This window comes from Dorea ammoniilytica (assembly GCF_025567415.1).
GTDB lineage: Bacteria > Bacillota > Clostridia > Lachnospirales > Lachnospiraceae > Claveliimonas > Claveliimonas ammoniilytica.
The window spans coordinates 14,791-30,000 of the sequence record NZ_JAOQJV010000023.1 but is presented as its reverse complement, the minus strand read 5'-3'; the positions used below and the strand labels follow the sequence as shown (position 1 = coordinate 30,000).

Genomic DNA, 15,210 nt, shown 5'->3' with positions numbered 1-15,210 from the left:
CCACTGCTGCCTCCCGTAGGAGTTTGGGCCGTGTCTCAGTCCCAATGTGGCCGGTCACCCTCTCAGGTCGGCTACTGATCGTCGCCTTGGTAGGCCGTTACCCCACCAACTAGCTAATCAGACGCGGGTCCATCTCATACCACCGGAGTTTTTACCCCTGCACCATGCGGTGCTGTGGTCTTATGCGGTATTAGCAGCCATTTCTAACTGTTATCCCCCTGTATGAGGCAGGTTACCCACGCGTTACTCACCCGTCCGCCACTCAGTCACAAAAGTCTTCATCCGAAGAATCAAACTTAAGTGCTTCGTTCGACTTGCATGTGTTAAGCACGCCGCCAGCGTTCATCCTGAGCCAGGATCAAACTCTCGTAAAAATTATTTTCCCTCACACCTCAGTGCGAGTTAAAATCAAGTTTAATTCCGTCCAGGAAAACTACTAGCTTTCCTATCCCGTTATTACTGTTTTAGGTCGACATTAAATGTCTTGTTCTGAATTTTCTCTTAAAGAATCTTCAGGGTTGTTGTCTATTGTTCAGTTATCAAAGTTCTTTGTGTTTGCCGCTCTCAACGAGTCAGCTTAAACATAATATCATGTTTATCAGTGCTTGTCAATAACTTTTTTAAAGTTTTTTATTTTCTTTTTAAAAGCTATCAATTTACATGATATATGTTAAACGGAGAAAGAGGGATTTGAACCCTCGCGCCGGTCACCCGACCTACACCCTTAGCAGGGGCGCCTCTTCAGCCTCTTGAGTATTTCTCCAGCGCTGAATATTATTCAATATAATATTCTTTACGAAAGCGAACTTTCGCAGTGCATGAATTATTATAACTGACATATATTACATTGTCAATACATTTTTTCTTATTTTTTTATCCACTTTTATCCGATATTTTCGTTTATCTTTTTCTGGATTCTATCATGTACTGTTGACGCTATTTCTGTTGTCTTCATGTCTTTATAATCTTCATAATACAACGGCTCCATAAAATGTACCTGTACCGTCACCTGACTGATTGTATTCGTATCAAACGGTTTGAAAGAATCAATCAATGCAACCGGCACAATTGGACACCTTGCTTTGGTTGCAGCCTTAAAACTTCCTCCCTTAAACTCACCGATCACATTACCATTTTTCGATCTGGTTCCTTCCGGAAATATCAAGAAATTCTTACCATTCTTCACATCATTTGCCACATTCATAATTACCTGCATAGACTGTCTGATATCTTCTCTGTCCATCATATATGACTTTGTACATGCAAATGTCTGCTTCAATAATGGCACATTGGCAACTTCTTTCTTCGCTACTACCGCAAATGTATTATCGCAGGCATCTATAATTGCCAGCACATCATACATCCCCTGGTGATTTGGAAAGAACATAAACCCATCTTCTTTTGGTATGTTTTCTTTTCCATAAGATTCTATCTTAACATTACCACCCTTATTAGCATGAGCAACAATATAGCGGAGTATCTTAAAATGTTCTGCTAATGTATATTTATCCACATGCGTAGCATGCCAGCACAATCTTATCCACATGTATGGCACCAGAATAATATTTCTGAGCACCATCATAATTATTCGTTTCATATTTTACTTTATTAACCTCTCTTATATTCTTCAATAGCTGTCTCATACAGATTATTACCTTCTGCATCTACAACTACGATTACAGGAAAGTCTTTTACTTCCAGCTTTCTGATAGCTTCTGTTCCAAGATCATCGTATGCGATTACTTCTGATTTTTGAATACACTTAGAAAGAAGCGCTCCTGCCCCGCCTACCGCTGCAAAATATATACTTCCATTTCTTACAATTGCATCCAGAACTTCTTTGCTCCTTTTGCCTTTTCCTATCATTGCCCCAAGTCCCAGATCCAGTAACCTAGGTGCATATTTATCCATACGACTGGCTGTAGTAGGCCCTGCTGATCCAATAATTCTGCCTTCTCTTGCTGGTGATGGACCCATATAATAGATCATCTGATTTTTAATATCTAATGGCAGTTTTTCTCCTCTTGTGAGAGTATCATCCATTCTCTTGTGTGCAGCATCACGTGCAGTATAGATTATACCATTGATATATACGTAATCTCCTGCTTTCAGATTCTTGATTTCTTCCTTTCTGATCGGCGCCTGAATTATTTTGTTCATAACTACACCTCCCTGATGATATGTCTGTTTACATGACAACAGATATTAATTGCTACCGGAAGTCCTGCAATATGAGTTGGATAGGTATTCACATTGACTGCCAGAGCCGTTGTTGTGCCACCAAGTCCTCCAGGTCCGATACCAAGATTATTAATCTTCTGAAGAATTTCTTCTTCCAAATCTTTGACCCATTCAATCTCTGAATGTGTTCCTACTTCTCTCGTAAGTGCTTCTTTTGCCATTAATGCACATTTTTCAAATGTACCACCGACACCTACTCCAACTACAAGTGGCGGACAGGCATTTGGTCCTGCATCTTTTACTGCTGTCAGTACTGCATTCTTCACTCCTTCGATACCATCTGCCGGCTTCAGCATAAATACACGACTCATATTTTCACTTCCGAATCCTTTTGGTGCTACTTTTATGCGTACTTTTTCTCCCGGTGCGATAGAATAATGGATAACTGCCGGTGTATTATCTTTCGTATTTTCACGAATGATCGGATCTTTTACTACCGATTTACGGAGATAGCCTTCTACATATCCCTGACGAACACCTTCATTGACAGCATCTTCCACCGATCCGCCTTCCAGATGTACATCCTGTCCGATTTCAAGAAATACAACTGCCATACCTGTATCCTGGCAGATAGGAATCATATCTTCTCCGGCAATCTGAAGATTCTCCTGAAGTTGATTCAAAATCTGCTTTCCAAGGGGCGACTCTTCTGTCTGAACAGCATTTTTCATTGCCGCTGACATATCTTCTGAAAGAAAATGATTGGCTTCTATACACATTTCTTTTATATTTCTCGTAATTTCACTTACATGAACATTGCGCATAATACTCCTCCTTATCATTTGAATTCATTCTATAATTCATTTCATCTTTCTTATTTTAATGCATGGATGAATCTCTGTCCATTTAATTGCGCTTTTTAATGATAAAGATTATACTATTGTTATACTTTTATCACGAGGGAGGTATCTTTATGACAACAGATATCAATATGAAGCAATTAAAAGCAGACGCACTCGAGATCTTCTGCAATGGTTTTGCCTGTTCGGAATCCGTTATCTTTTCACTTCGCAAGCATTTTCAGGTAGACATTTCCGACGATGCAATTGCTATGAGTTCAGGTTTTCCATGGGGACTTGGTGGACCAGGATGTCTCTGCGGTGCTGCGGCCGGTGGAACTATGATGATCGGATATTTCTTCGGACGTAAGACTCCAGGCGATCCTAAGGTTAAGAGATGTTTTGATCTGACAGCAGAATTCCACGATGCATTTAAGAATGAATTTGGTGCTACATGCTGCCGCATACTGACTAAGGATATGGAAAAGCACTCACAGGAGAGAAAGAATCACTGTATGGAGATGGTATCTTTCACTGTTGAAAAAGTAGCTGACATCATTATTCGTGAATTGGAAAAAGATAAGGCTGACTCATAATTATTATAAGTTATTTCCCAAAAATGGCTGCCACTTTAAGTGGCAGCCATTTTATTATCTTTTACTCTTCTGAATCTCCAGTCTCTTCTGTTGGTTCTTCAGCTTCTTCAATCTCTTCTTCTTTTCTTACCTTTGCAATGCTTGCAACAGTCACTCCGTCTTTCAGATTAATGAGTTTTACGCCAGATGTGATTCTTCCAAGGATAGAAATACCCTCGCAGAACATACGGATTACAATACCTTCTGTGTTGATGATCATAATCTCGTCATCCTCATTTACTGCCTTAATACCTACAACATTACCTGTCTTTTCTGTAATCTTGTAGCACTTCACACCTTTACCGCCACGATTCTGTGCACTAAAGTCACTGATTAGTGTACGTTTTCCCATACCCTTTTCAGATACGATCAAAAGCTCATTGCCCTGAGTTGCAAGCTGCATACCAATTACTTCATCTGTGTCATCCAGGTTAATACCACGTACACCCATAGAGGTTCTTCCTGTGGTTCTTACATCTGTTTCCGCAAAACGAATACACTGACCAAATTTAGTTGCCAGAATAATTTCCTGATTACCATCTGTAAACTTAACTTCAATCAATTCATCCTCTTCCCGCAGTGTAATTGCAGCAAGACCATTCTTACGGATATTAGAGAAATCCGTAACCGGAGTCTTCTTCACCAGACCTTTTGCAGTAGCCATAACAATATACTCACCATCACGATATTCATCAATTGGAATAACTGCACTGATTTTTTCTTCCGGCATCAGTTGAAGAAGATTGATAATTGCTGTTCCTCTGGATGTTCTTGATGCCTCCGGAATCTCATATGCTTTCAGACGGTATGCACGTCCCTTATTGGTAAAGAACATAATATAATGATGAGTATGTGTCATGAATAACTCTTCCACATAATCTTCATCAATGGTCTGCATTCCTTTGATTCCCTTACCACCACGATTCTGTGCTTTGAATGTGTCATTAGACATTCTCTTGATATATCCCATTTTTGTCATAGTAATTACTACATCCTCTTTTGGAATCAGATCTTCCATGGAAATGTCATATTCATCAAATCCTATAGATGTTCTTCTCTCATCACCATATTTGTCACGGATCAGAAGAATTTCTTCTTTGATTACACCAAGAAGAAGCTTTTTATCTGCAAGTATTGCTTTCAAATGTTTAATCTTCTCCATCAGTTCTTTGTACTCATTCTCGATTTTCTCTCTTTCCAAACCGGTAAGAGCACGCAGACGCATATCCACAATAGCCTGAGCCTGTACATCAGACAGATTAAACTGTTTGATCAATTCTGTCTTGGCAGCCTGCACATTTGCAGAGCTTCTGATAATACGGATGACTTCATCAATATGATCCAGTGCAATCAACAATCCCTGTAAAATATGAGCACGCTCTTCTGCTTTATTTAATTCATATTTTGTTCTTCTGGTTACGACTTCTTCCTGATGCTGAAGATAATATGTCAGCATGTCCAGAATATTCATAACCTTCGGCTGGTTATTGACCAGTGCCAGCATGATCACGCCATAAGTATCCTGTAACTGTGTATGTTTGTATAGCTGGTTTAAGATAACATTTGGATTCACATCTCTTCTGAGTTCAATACAGATTCTCATACCTTCTCGGCTGGACTGGTCGCTCAGATCAGTAATTCCATCAATTCTCTTATCTCTTACCATCTCTGCAATCTTCTCAATAAGGCGTGCTTTATTAACCATATATGGAAGTTCTGTTACCACAATACGGTTCTTGCCATTTGCCATCGGCTCGATATTAGTCACTGCACGCACACGAATCTTACCACGTCCGGTACGATATGCTTCCTCTATACCGCGAGTACCAAGGATCATAGCACCTGTCGGAAAATCAGGTCCTTTGATAATATTCAAAATTTCTTCAATTGCTGTCTCATCTTTATCCTCAATCTGGTCATCGATAATTTTAACAACTGCATTGATAACTTCACGCAGATTATGCGGTGGAATGTTGGTTGCCATACCTACTGCAATACCGGAAGTACCATTTACGAGAAGATTAGGAAATCTTGACGGAAGAACAACCGGTTCCTTTTCCGTCTCATCAAAGTTCGGCATAAAGTCAACCGTATCTTTGTTGATATCCGCTGTCAGTTCCATAGAAATCTTACTCAGACGGGCCTCAGTATATCGCATAGCAGCTGCACCGTCACCATCTACAGAACCGAAGTTACCATGCCCATCAACTAATGGATATCTGGTAGACCATTCCTGTGCCATATTTACCAATGCGCCATAAATAGAACTGTCACCGTGCGGATGATATTTACCCATAGTATCTCCGACAATACGTGCACTCTTTCTGTGCGGTTTGTCGGGCCCGTTATTCAACTCGATCATTGAATACAGAATTCTTCGCTGAACCGGCTTCAATCCATCTCTTACATCCGGCAGTGCACGAGAAGCAATAACACTCATGGCATAGTCGATATAAGAAGTCTCCATTGTTTTTTTCAGGTCCACCTCATGAACCTTATCAAAAATATTGTCTTCCATAGCTCCTCCTAGATATCAAGGTTTTGTACATATTTTGCATTTTCTTCGATAAACTCACGACGCGGCTCTACCTTATCGCCCATCAGTGTGGTAAATGTAAGATCCAGCTCCGAAGCTGTCTCATCATCCATTGTTACTCGAAGAAGTACACGGTGCTCCGGATCCATGGTTGTATCCCAAAGCTGTTCTGCATCCATTTCTCCCAGTCCTTTATATCTCTGAATCTTATTATTCGTGTCTCGCCCTACTTCCTGAAGAATCGAATCCAGTTCTTCATCGCTGTATGCATACCAGATTTTTTTATTCTTCTCCAATTTATAGAGCGGTGGCTGTGCCAGATATACATATCCCTGCTTAATCAGTTCCGGCATGAATCTGTAAAGGAATGTCAGAAGCAATGTACTGATATGTGCTCCATCCACATCGGCATCCGTCATGATAATAATCTTGTGATAACGTAATTTGCTAATATCAAAATCATCATGGATACCCGTTCCAAATGCTGTGATCATCGCTTTAATCTCAGCATTGCCATAAATGCGGTCAAGTCTTGCTTTTTCAACATTCAGGATTTTACCTCTAAGTGGAAGAATTGCCTGTGTTGCTCTGTTACGTGCGGTCTTCGCAGACCCTCCCGCGGAATCTCCCTCTACAATGTAAATCTCACAATTTTCCGGATTCTTATCAGAACAGTCTGCAAGCTTGCCCGGAAGAGACATACCATCCAGTGCAGACTTTCTTCTTGTAAGTTCTCTTGCTTTTCTCGCAGCCTCTCTCGCTCTCTGAGCAAGCACAGACTTCTCGATTGTCTGCTTTGCAATCATCGGATTCTGCTCCAGATAGATTTCAAGCTGTTTGCTTACAACACTGTCAACTGCTCCTCTGGCCTCACTGTTGCCTAACTTCTGCTTAGTCTGTCCCTCAAACTGAGGCTCCTCAATCTTAACACTGACAATGGCTGTCAATCCTTCCCTGATATCTTCACCTGAAAGATTAGGTTCACTGTCTTTTAATAATTTATTCTTTCTTGCATAATCATTAAATGTCTTTGTAAGCGCATTGCGGAATCCCATAATATGAGTACCGCCTTCCGGAGTCGTAATATTATTTACAAATCCATAAGTCGTCTCATTATAGGAATCATTATGCTGCATGGCAACTTCAACCTGAACGTTATTTACCATACCTTCACAGTAAATAACATCTTCATATAATGCTTCTTTACTCTTATTCAAATAAGTAACAAATTCTTTAATTCCGCCTTCATAGTGGAATGTACGCTCTATCAGTTCTTCTTCTCTCTCATCTCTAAGAACAATCTTCAAACCTTTGGTCAGGAACGCCATCTCACGGAAACGCTGTTTCAAAATGTTATAATCAAATACAGTCTCTTCAAAAATGGTATCATCCGGCATAAATGTTACCTTCGTACCGGTCTTGCCTTCTTCACATTCACCTACGACTTTCAGCTTATATACAACCTTGCCTCGCTCATAGCGCTGCTTGTATACTTTTCCGTCATGGCAGATTTCAACTTCCAGCCAGTTAGACAATGCATTAACTACAGATGCACCTACTCCATGAAGACCTCCCGATACCTTGTAGCCTCCACCACCAAATTTACCTCCTGCATGAAGAACAGTAAATACTACTTCTACCGCCGGAAGACCTGATTTATGATTGATACCCACTGGAATTCCACGCCCATTATCAATTACTGTAACTGAATTGTCTTTATTCACTGTGACCTGGATCTCTGTGCAGAATCCTGCAAGAGCCTCATCCACAGAGTTGTCGACGATCTCATATACCAGATGATGGAGACCTCTGGAAGAAGTGCTGCCGATATACATACCGGGTCTCTTTCTTACAGCTTCCAGACCTTCCAGAATCTGGATTTCATCTGCGCCATATTCGTGCTGTACCTTCTCTGTACTCATAGTATCCTCCTAGTTTTCATTTCTTACCTGTCCCTCATGGACATAGAATATTTTATTTATAGAAAAACGATGATTTACAAATTCATCCACACCTGTACAGGTAATCAATGTCTGTATATCATCTATACTATCTAATAAATAGTTTTGCCTGTGTTTATCAAGTTCAGACAACACATCATCAAGCAGAAGAACCGGTTTGTCTTTGGTAAGCATCTTCACCAGTTCTATCTCAGATAACTTCAACGAAAGAGCTGCTGTTCTCTGCTGTCCCTGTGATCCGAATTTACGGATATCAATTCCATCTACCTGAAAGCAGATGTCATCACGATGCGGTCCTGATGTCGTGCTCATCATTCTCAGATCACGTTCTCTGTTTCTCTGGATCACATCCCCCAATGACTGTCCGCCTGTATTTGGCTCATAGATCACTTCAATCTGTTCCTGATTGCCTGTCAGTTTTTTATGAATCTCAGAAATAATCTCGTTGATATCGGACACAAACTTTTTTCTTGCCTGAATCACTTTTTCGCCGTACTCGATTAACTGTATATCCCAGATATCCAGTGTATCTTTTAAACCACTATTAAAACTGATATCTTTCAGCAGCTTATTTCTCTGATTTATAATACGATTATAATTGCCGAGATCATTCAGATAGACTTTATCTAATTGCGAAAGTTCAAGATCTATAAATCTTCTTCTCTCTGCCGGACCATTTTTTATAATATTCAGATCCTCTGGTGAGAAAAATACGACATTCAGAATACCGAATAATTCGCTTGCTTTCTTGATAGGTATCCGATTAATGGCAATACCTTTTGCTTTATTCTTCTTCAGATGCATATCAATCTGATAGGTAATGCCCCTCTTCTCTACTTTTACTTCTATGTGTGATTCATCTTTTCCAAACTGGATCATATCTTTATCTTTGGTACCTCTGTGCGACTTGGTCGTGCCGCACAGATACAGGGACTCCAGTATATTGGTCTTTCCCTGTGCATTATCACCATAGAAAATATTCGTCTGTTCACTTAATTCCAGATTTAAAAGATCATAGTTGCGAAAATTTTTTAATTTCAAAGAATTAATCTTCAATTTTGATTTCTTCTCCATCAAATTCCACAACGTCTCCGTTGTATAATTTCTTACCTCTTCTGGTATCTACTTCGCCATTCACTTTTACCAGACCATCCTGGATCACATCTTTTGCCTCTGCTCCGGTCTCTACCAGACCTGCAGCCTTCAGTGCCTGACCAAGCTTTATAAATTCATCTTTTAATTTGATAATTTCCATACTTACACCTGTCCTAAATTGAATTAAAGTTAACCGGCAGAATCAAATAAATATAACTTTCTGTTTCATCTTTGATAAAGCAAGGGGCTTTTGCATTCATAAGATAAAGTTCTACTTCTTCATCATCGATAACACGCAGTGCATCGATTAAGAATTTAGGATTAAATCCGATCAGAAGATCTTTACCTTCCTTGGTAATGAATATTTCTTCATTCATAGAGCCAAGCTGGGATTTAATTTTAAGTTCCATGATTTCATCACCGATATTAATGATAATTGGCTTTTTGTCTCCTTCTTTGATGAGCAGTGTCGCTCTGTCTATACAGTTCAGTAATTCTTTTTTATTAATTCTTACCTTTGTCTCGTAATCGCTTGAAAGCATCTGATCAATTCGGAAATATTCACCTTCAATCAGACGTGATACTACTACCGTCCGGTCAAATTCAAATACTATATGATTCTCAGTAAAGTAAATACATACTTCTTTGTCTGCTTCTCCGGAAAGGATCTTACTGATTTCAATCAATGTCTTACCAGGAACTATAATCTTTTTATGGTCATATTCTTCTTTCAATTCAAGCTTGCGAATGGAAATTCTGTGACCATCGAGAGATACGACACGAAGCGTATTCTGGTTAATCTCGAACAGCTCCCCAGTCATTACTTTATTACTTTCATTATCTGCAATAGAGAAAATGGTCTGTCTGATGACCTCTTTTAATGTGTACTGCGAAATACTAATTGTAGTGTCCTTTTCGATAATAGGAAGATAACTGAACTCATCCCCTGGTTTGCAGGAAATATTAAAGTTCGCTTTCTCACATGTAATAGTAGCCTGAAGATTCTCATCTGTTTCTATTACTACATCGTTATCCGGAAGCTTTCTTACGATCTCGGAAAAGATTCTCGCATCAATCGCGATCATACCGTGTTCAATGATCTCTCCTTCTACCTCCGTCTGAATGCCAAGTTCCATATCATTAGCTGTCAGCTTAATTACATCAAGTGTTGCGTCTATCAGGACACATTCCAGAATAGGCATTGTAGTTTTGGAAGGAACGGCCTTGGATACGGTACTTACTCCCTTCGCAAGATTAGCTTTACTGCAGACTATTTTCATGTGTATAACTCCTTTCGAAAAAATGGTGGGCAAAAATGCTATATATAAATATATGATTTCCGTAGTCTTAGTAGTAGGGGATGTGGATATGTGGAAAACCACTGCAATCCCTTGAAAAATCAAAGAAAATCGATGCTGATAAACTTGATGAAAACGAAATTATAATCTGTGGATGAAATGATGAAAACTTTTTTAGAAACAATTTGTAAAAGTTATGATAAAGTTATCCACCATTATCCACATAGTTATCATCGAATTGTGCACATCTTAAACAGGATTGATTTTTTTCTTTATAATATCAATTGTATTAGCAAGCTGTTCATTTTCTTCGACATCGTGTTCTATCTTTTCTACGCCGTGCTTAATGGTAGAATGATTCTTACCTCCAAGCAGGATACCAATGGACTTAAGTGGTACATCGGTCATCTTACGGCAGAGATACATGACGATCTGACGAGGTACTGCAATCTCAGCAGGTCTTTTATTACTTTTCAGATCGGCAATGGATACACCAAAATGATCGGAAACGATATCCATGATCAGTTCCGGTGTAACTGTTTTATTATCGTCTGGTGAAAGGATATCCTTCATGGCTTCTGCAGCAAGGTTAATATCGATCGGTCTGCCATTGCCTTCCAGACGGTAGAGTGCAATTAATTTATTCAGTGAACCTTCCAGCTCACGGATATTATTCTTAACGTTCTGAGCAATATACTGAAGTACATCATCAGGAATGTGATAGATTTCCAGATGTTCTAATTCAATCTTCTTCTGCAGAATAGCCATACGTGTCTCATAATCAGGTGCAGACATATCGGCTATCAGTCCCCACTCAAAACGAGTACGCAGTCTCGCTTCCAGTGTCTCAATGTCCTTTGGAGGGCGGTCACTGGAGATAATGATCTGCTTACCAGCAGTGTGCAGGTGATTGAAAGTATGGAAAAATTCTTCCTGAGTACTTTCCTTTCCTATAAGAAATTGAATATCATCGATCAGAAGTACATCGGTATTACGATATTTTTCTCGAAAATCCGACATTGAAGACTCACGTCCATTCTTCAATGCATGGATCAGTTCATTTGTAAATGTCTCACTGGTTACGTACACGACTTTTTTCTTAGGACTGAAATCCAGAATAAAGTGTGCAATCGAATGCATCAGATGTGTCTTGCCAAGTCCTACGCCTCCATATAAGAAGAGAGGGTTGTATACTTCACCAGGTGATTCGGCTACAGCCAGAGATGCAGCATGTGCAAAGTTATTATTATTACCTACAATAAATGTGTCGAATGTATATCTTGGGTTAAGACCCGCTTTCTCTGCAGCAGTCTTCGTCTTTCTCTTATCTGTGCTGGCAGAGGACATCTTCTTAAGTTCTTCTATCCGCTCATCATCCTCAGAAAGAAAAACAACCTCATATTCAATACCTGTAATCTCAGCGATACAGACCTTCAGCGGAAGAGAATACTTCTTCTCGATGTAATCCACGCTGGCAGCCTTGTCCACGAGCAGATAAACGGTATTGTCTACAACGTTGTATACCTTAAGAGGCTGAATCCAGGTTGAGAAAGAAATGTGGGATAATTCGTGTTCAACACGCAGATGCTCGATAATTTCATTCCATTTTTCTTCCACAACATTCATCAATTTAATCTCCTAATCTATTTTATCGCATAAAAAACCACTTTCCATTATTCTACATCAAAATGCTTATGATGGCAATGAAAAAGATGGAATAGGGAAAAGAAATATAGTCCATCTACTTGACTTAATTCGTATTATCTAATATAATTAAACACGATGTCTTTTGAAACAAACGAACAAATATTGAGAACAACTTTATAGATAGAATAAGGGAGGTGGATATCAATGAAAATGACATTCCAGCCAAAGAAAAGACAGAGATCAAAAGTTCATGGCTTCAGAGCAAGAATGAGCAGCGCAGGTGGAAGAAAAGTACTTGCAAGCAGAAGAGCAAAAGGAAGAAAGAAATTATCAGCTTAGGTCGCATCTATTGTGACCTTTTCTTCTATAATAAAACAGGAGAAATACAATGAATTTTTCTGAATCGCTGAAAAAAAATACAGACTTTAGAAAAGTATATCATGGCGGACATTCCAAAGCGAACAAATATCTGGTTATATATATAAGAAAGAATGGCACAGATAAGAATCGTGTTGGGATATCTGTCAGCAAAAAAGTAGGAAACAGTATCGTAAGACATCGCTTAACAAGATTAATTAGAGAAAGTTATCGATTAAATGAAGAAAAAGTCGCACGTGGTTATGATATGGTCGTTATAGCAAGAAGTGCAGCAAAGGGAAAGAATTATCATGATATTGAATCAGCATTTCTTCATCTTGGAAGTCTTCATGGAATAATCGAGTCGTAATGGAGTGGCATACATTTGAAAAAGATTTTGATAAAAATGGTTCGGTTTTATCAGAAATATTTATCTTCGGCCAAGGGATATTCAAGCTGTAAGTATTATCCTACCTGTTCGTGTTATGCAGTGGAAGCAATTGAAAGGTTTGGTGCTTTGAAGGGAACAGGACTGGCTATTTGGAGAGTTTTGAGGTGCAATCCATTCTCGCAGGGAGGATATGATCCGGTTCCACCGGAAAAAGACAAGCATATCCGCTACTACAAACGGAGGAATTGAATATGGGTACTTTGTTATCAGCAGCAAACTGGCCTATTGTCGGACAGATTGCGATATTACTGGGTAAAGTAATGAATGTCATTTATAATACCCTGGACAATGTATTACCAACCGATCATGGTCTGGTTGGATGGTCAATCATTATTTACACGATTTTGGTATATACATTGATGCTGCCGCTGACAGTCAATCAGCAGAAGACATCAAGAATGACAGCTCTGATGAATCCTGAGATCAAGGCAATTCAGAAGAAATATCAGAACAAGAAGGATCAGGCTTCTATGATGAAGCAGCAGGAAGAGATTCAGCAGGTATATGACAAATATGGCACTTCCATGATGGGAGGATGTCTTCCATTATTGATCCAGATGCCTCTTTTGTTTGCGTTATATCCTGTTATATATGATATGTCTAATTACGTGCCAGCTATTGCAAAAGCATCAGATAATGTGCAGAGATTTTTTACACTGCCGAATCTGTCTATGTCACCAATAGCAATGATCAAGGCAAGAGATACATTTGATGTAGCACCGGCACTTGTAGTTATTACATGTATTTTACTTCCTATTATATCTGCTGCAACTCAGTATGGAAGTATCAAACTGTCACAGGCTATTTCAGGAGTTAAAAATAATTCAGATAAGAATGATCCGATGAATTCTACTATGAAGACTATGAACATGACAATGCCGTTATTCTCACTGTTCATGGTATTTACACTGTCATCTGGTATCGGTATTTACTGGATTATCAGTGCGGTTGTAAGATGTACACAGCAGTTCTTTATAAATAAGCATCTGCAGAAAATCTCACCGGAAGAAATGGTAGAAAAAAACCGTGATAAGGCTGAGAAGAAGCGTGAAAAACGTGGAGAAAAGGCTGAAAAGATCAATGCCATGGCTCAGGCCAATACTAAGAGTCTTTCATCTTCTGCTCAGAAGGATGTGTCTTCTTCTGAGAAGAATGCAAAGCTTAAAGAAGCAGAGGAAAAAAGAAGCCATGCAAAAGCAGGAAGCCTTTCTGCTAAGGCAAATATGGTAAAAGACTTTAACGATAATAAAAAGAAATAGTTTGGCTATGGGAGGTTGAACGCAATGGAAGAAACCACAGTATCTGCGAAAACACTGGATGACGCCATTACAGAAGCATTGATTCAGTTAGGTGTTACAAGTGATCAGCTTGAATATGATGTAATAGAAAAAGGAAATGCCGGATTCCTTGGTATTGGAAGAAAGCAGGCAGTTATCAAAGCAAGACGAAAAGTTGAAAAGAAAGTGAATGATGAACCAGTCATCGACTTTTCTGATGCTGTTAAGGGAGTTATGAAAGATTCTAAATCTGATAACTACCACAAGCACAACAACAGAGATAACAAGAAAAAGAAAGATAACCGCAAAAAAGAGAATTATCATAAGAATAACAAGAATGTGACAGCTTCTGAAAAAACTGAGAAAGTAAAAGAAGAAACTGTTAAAACTGAAAAGAAAGAAAAGAATGATAAGCCTCATAAGCCGGTACAGGAGAGAAAGGAAATCGAACTTGCTAAGGTTGAAGATATTACGGTTAAGACCTGTGAAGAGTTTCTGACAAATGTACTGAAAGCTATGGATATGGAAGTTGAGATAAAGACTTCTATCGACGAGGAAGGTGCTCTGTGTATTGAAATGAACGGAGACAATATGGGTATTCTGATTGGTAAGAGAGGACAGACTCTTGATTCACTTCAGTATCTGACTAACCGAGTGGCTAACAAGGCACAGGATGGTTATGTACGAGTAAAACTCGATACAGAGGATTACAGAAGAAGAAGAAAAGAGACATTGGAGAACCTTGCCAAGAACATTGCTCATAAGGTAAAGAGAACCAGAAGATCGGTATCTCTGGAGCCAATGAATCCATATGAGAGAAGAATCATTCACTCTGCATTGCAGGGAGACAGAAGTGTTACAACTCACAGTGAAGGTGAAGAGCCATACCGTAGAGTAGTGGTTACACTTGTAAGAAAATAGTATTTCGTATAA

Annotated in this window: 15 protein-coding genes, 1 tRNA gene and 1 rRNA gene (1 of these 17 only partly in view); 6 read left to right on the top strand and 11 right to left on the bottom strand. The window is 39.2% G+C overall.

The features are described from left to right. The 5 genes from OCV65_RS12415 to OCV65_RS12395 form a co-directional block, all read right to left on the bottom strand. Positions 1-374 (bottom strand): 16S ribosomal RNA (locus OCV65_RS12415); it reaches 1,157 nt to the left of the window's first position. Between the two features lie 301 nt (positions 375-675). Then, positions 676-763 (bottom strand) — tRNA-Ser (locus tag OCV65_RS12410). 120 nt (positions 764-883) lie between these two features. Further along, a complete protein-coding gene (locus OCV65_RS12405) occupies positions 884-1,597 on the bottom strand; it encodes a lysophospholipid acyltransferase family protein (protein WP_262582305.1) in 714 nt (237 codons plus the stop codon). A gap of 11 nt (positions 1,598-1,608) precedes the next feature. Next, entirely contained in the window at positions 1,609-2,160 is a 552-nt protein-coding gene (locus OCV65_RS12400; protein ID WP_118384448.1) for a Fe-S-containing hydro-lyase, read from the bottom strand. Positions 2,161-2,162: 2 nt separating this feature from the next. Continuing rightward, positions 2,163-3,005, bottom strand: coding sequence for a fumarate hydratase (locus OCV65_RS12395; protein ID WP_118384449.1), 843 nt, complete (start codon positions 3,003-3,005; stop codon positions 2,163-2,165). A gap of 149 nt (positions 3,006-3,154) precedes the next feature. Here OCV65_RS12395 and OCV65_RS12390 point away from each other — a divergent pair, with 149 nt between their 5' ends. Continuing rightward, a complete protein-coding gene (locus OCV65_RS12390) occupies positions 3,155-3,616 on the top strand; it encodes a C-GCAxxG-C-C family (seleno)protein (protein ID WP_262582304.1) in 462 nt (153 codons plus the stop codon). Positions 3,617-3,677: 61 nt separating this feature from the next. On the opposite strand, the gene gyrA is transcribed toward OCV65_RS12390, so the two are convergent. From gyrA to dnaA, 6 genes are all read right to left on the bottom strand, one after another. Next, positions 3,678-6,173: a DNA gyrase subunit A gene (gyrA, locus tag OCV65_RS12385; protein WP_262582303.1), complete on the bottom strand. Its 2,496-nt coding sequence runs from the start codon at positions 6,171-6,173 to the stop codon at positions 3,678-3,680. Positions 6,174-6,181: 8 nt separating this feature from the next. Further along, the gene (gene gyrB, locus OCV65_RS12380; RefSeq protein ID WP_118453079.1) at positions 6,182-8,113 is read right to left on the bottom strand and encodes a DNA topoisomerase (ATP-hydrolyzing) subunit B; all 1,932 of its coding nucleotides are present in this window, start codon (positions 8,111-8,113) and stop codon (positions 6,182-6,184) included. Positions 8,114-8,122: 9 nt separating this feature from the next. Continuing rightward, entirely contained in the window at positions 8,123-9,208 is a 1,086-nt protein-coding gene (gene recF / locus OCV65_RS12375) for a DNA replication/repair protein RecF (RefSeq protein WP_262582308.1), read from the bottom strand. Beyond that, positions 9,198-9,407, bottom strand: coding sequence for an RNA-binding S4 domain-containing protein (locus OCV65_RS12370; RefSeq protein ID WP_118384452.1), 210 nt, complete (start codon positions 9,405-9,407; stop codon positions 9,198-9,200). The genes recF and OCV65_RS12370 overlap by 11 nt, the downstream gene beginning before the upstream one ends. Before the next feature lie 13 nt (positions 9,408-9,420). Continuing rightward, positions 9,421-10,527 carry a DNA polymerase III subunit beta gene (dnaN, locus tag OCV65_RS12365; protein ID WP_118384453.1) on the bottom strand — a complete coding sequence of 369 codons (1,107 nt, stop codon included), beginning with the start codon at positions 10,525-10,527 and terminating at the stop codon, positions 9,421-9,423. Between the two features lie 267 nt (positions 10,528-10,794). Further along, positions 10,795-12,171, bottom strand: coding sequence for a chromosomal replication initiator protein DnaA (dnaA, locus tag OCV65_RS12360; RefSeq protein ID WP_118384454.1), 1,377 nt, complete (start codon positions 12,169-12,171; stop codon positions 10,795-10,797). Between the two features lie 225 nt (positions 12,172-12,396). On the opposite strand from dnaA, the gene rpmH reads away from it, so the two are divergent. From rpmH to jag, 5 genes are read left to right on the top strand one after another with little or no spacing between them, the layout of a single operon-like run. Next, positions 12,397-12,531 (top strand): 50S ribosomal protein L34, encoded by a 135-nt coding sequence (gene rpmH, locus OCV65_RS12355; protein WP_118384455.1) that lies wholly within the window; start codon positions 12,397-12,399, stop codon positions 12,529-12,531. Between the two features lie 49 nt (positions 12,532-12,580). Then, positions 12,581-12,919, top strand: coding sequence for a ribonuclease P protein component (gene rnpA / locus OCV65_RS12350; protein ID WP_118384456.1), 339 nt, complete (start codon positions 12,581-12,583; stop codon positions 12,917-12,919). Positions 12,920-12,934: 15 nt separating this feature from the next. Continuing rightward, positions 12,935-13,189 carry a membrane protein insertion efficiency factor YidD gene (gene yidD / locus OCV65_RS12345; protein ID WP_262582301.1) on the top strand — a complete coding sequence of 85 codons (255 nt, stop codon included), beginning with the start codon at positions 12,935-12,937 and terminating at the stop codon, positions 13,187-13,189. A gap of 2 nt (positions 13,190-13,191) precedes the next feature. Further along, positions 13,192-14,259, top strand: coding sequence for a YidC/Oxa1 family membrane protein insertase (locus tag OCV65_RS12340; RefSeq protein ID WP_262582300.1), 1,068 nt, complete (start codon positions 13,192-13,194; stop codon positions 14,257-14,259). A gap of 24 nt (positions 14,260-14,283) precedes the next feature. Beyond that, the gene (gene jag / locus OCV65_RS12335) at positions 14,284-15,198 is read left to right on the top strand and encodes an RNA-binding cell elongation regulator Jag/EloR (protein ID WP_262582298.1); all 915 of its coding nucleotides are present in this window, start codon (positions 14,284-14,286) and stop codon (positions 15,196-15,198) included. The last annotated feature ends 12 nt before the right edge of the window (positions 15,199-15,210 follow it).

What these genes read in the sequence shown, in the direction of transcription:
- OCV65_RS12405 (WP_262582305.1), bottom strand. Translation starts at nt 1,597, where the DNA reads ATGAAACGAATAATTATGATGGTGCTCAGAAATATTATTCTGGTGCCA.
- OCV65_RS12400 (WP_118384448.1), bottom strand. Translation starts at nt 2,160, where the DNA reads ATGAACAAAATAATTCAGGCGCCGATCAGAAAGGAAGAAATCAAGAAT.
- OCV65_RS12395 (WP_118384449.1), bottom strand. Translation starts at nt 3,005, where the DNA reads ATGCGCAATGTTCATGTAAGTGAAATTACGAGAAATATAAAAGAAATG.
- OCV65_RS12390 (WP_262582304.1), top strand. Translation starts at nt 3,155, where the DNA reads ATGACAACAGATATCAATATGAAGCAATTAAAAGCAGACGCACTCGAG.
- gyrA (WP_262582303.1), bottom strand. Translation starts at nt 6,173, where the DNA reads ATGGAAGACAATATTTTTGATAAGGTTCATGAGGTGGACCTGAAAAAA.
- gyrB (WP_118453079.1), bottom strand. Translation starts at nt 8,113, where the DNA reads ATGAGTACAGAGAAGGTACAGCACGAATATGGCGCAGATGAAATCCAG.
- OCV65_RS12370 (WP_118384452.1), bottom strand. Translation starts at nt 9,407, where the DNA reads ATGGAAATTATCAAATTAAAAGATGAATTTATAAAGCTTGGTCAGGCA.
- dnaN (WP_118384453.1), bottom strand. Translation starts at nt 10,527, where the DNA reads ATGAAAATAGTCTGCAGTAAAGCTAATCTTGCGAAGGGAGTAAGTACC.
- dnaA (WP_118384454.1), bottom strand. Translation starts at nt 12,171, where the DNA reads ATGAATGTTGTGGAAGAAAAATGGAATGAAATTATCGAGCATCTGCGT.
- rpmH (WP_118384455.1), top strand. Translation starts at nt 12,397, where the DNA reads ATGAAAATGACATTCCAGCCAAAGAAAAGACAGAGATCAAAAGTTCAT.
- rnpA (WP_118384456.1), top strand. Translation starts at nt 12,581, where the DNA reads ATGAATTTTTCTGAATCGCTGAAAAAAAATACAGACTTTAGAAAAGTA.
- OCV65_RS12340 (WP_262582300.1), top strand. Translation starts at nt 13,192, where the DNA reads ATGGGTACTTTGTTATCAGCAGCAAACTGGCCTATTGTCGGACAGATT.
- jag (WP_262582298.1), top strand. Translation starts at nt 14,284, where the DNA reads ATGGAAGAAACCACAGTATCTGCGAAAACACTGGATGACGCCATTACA.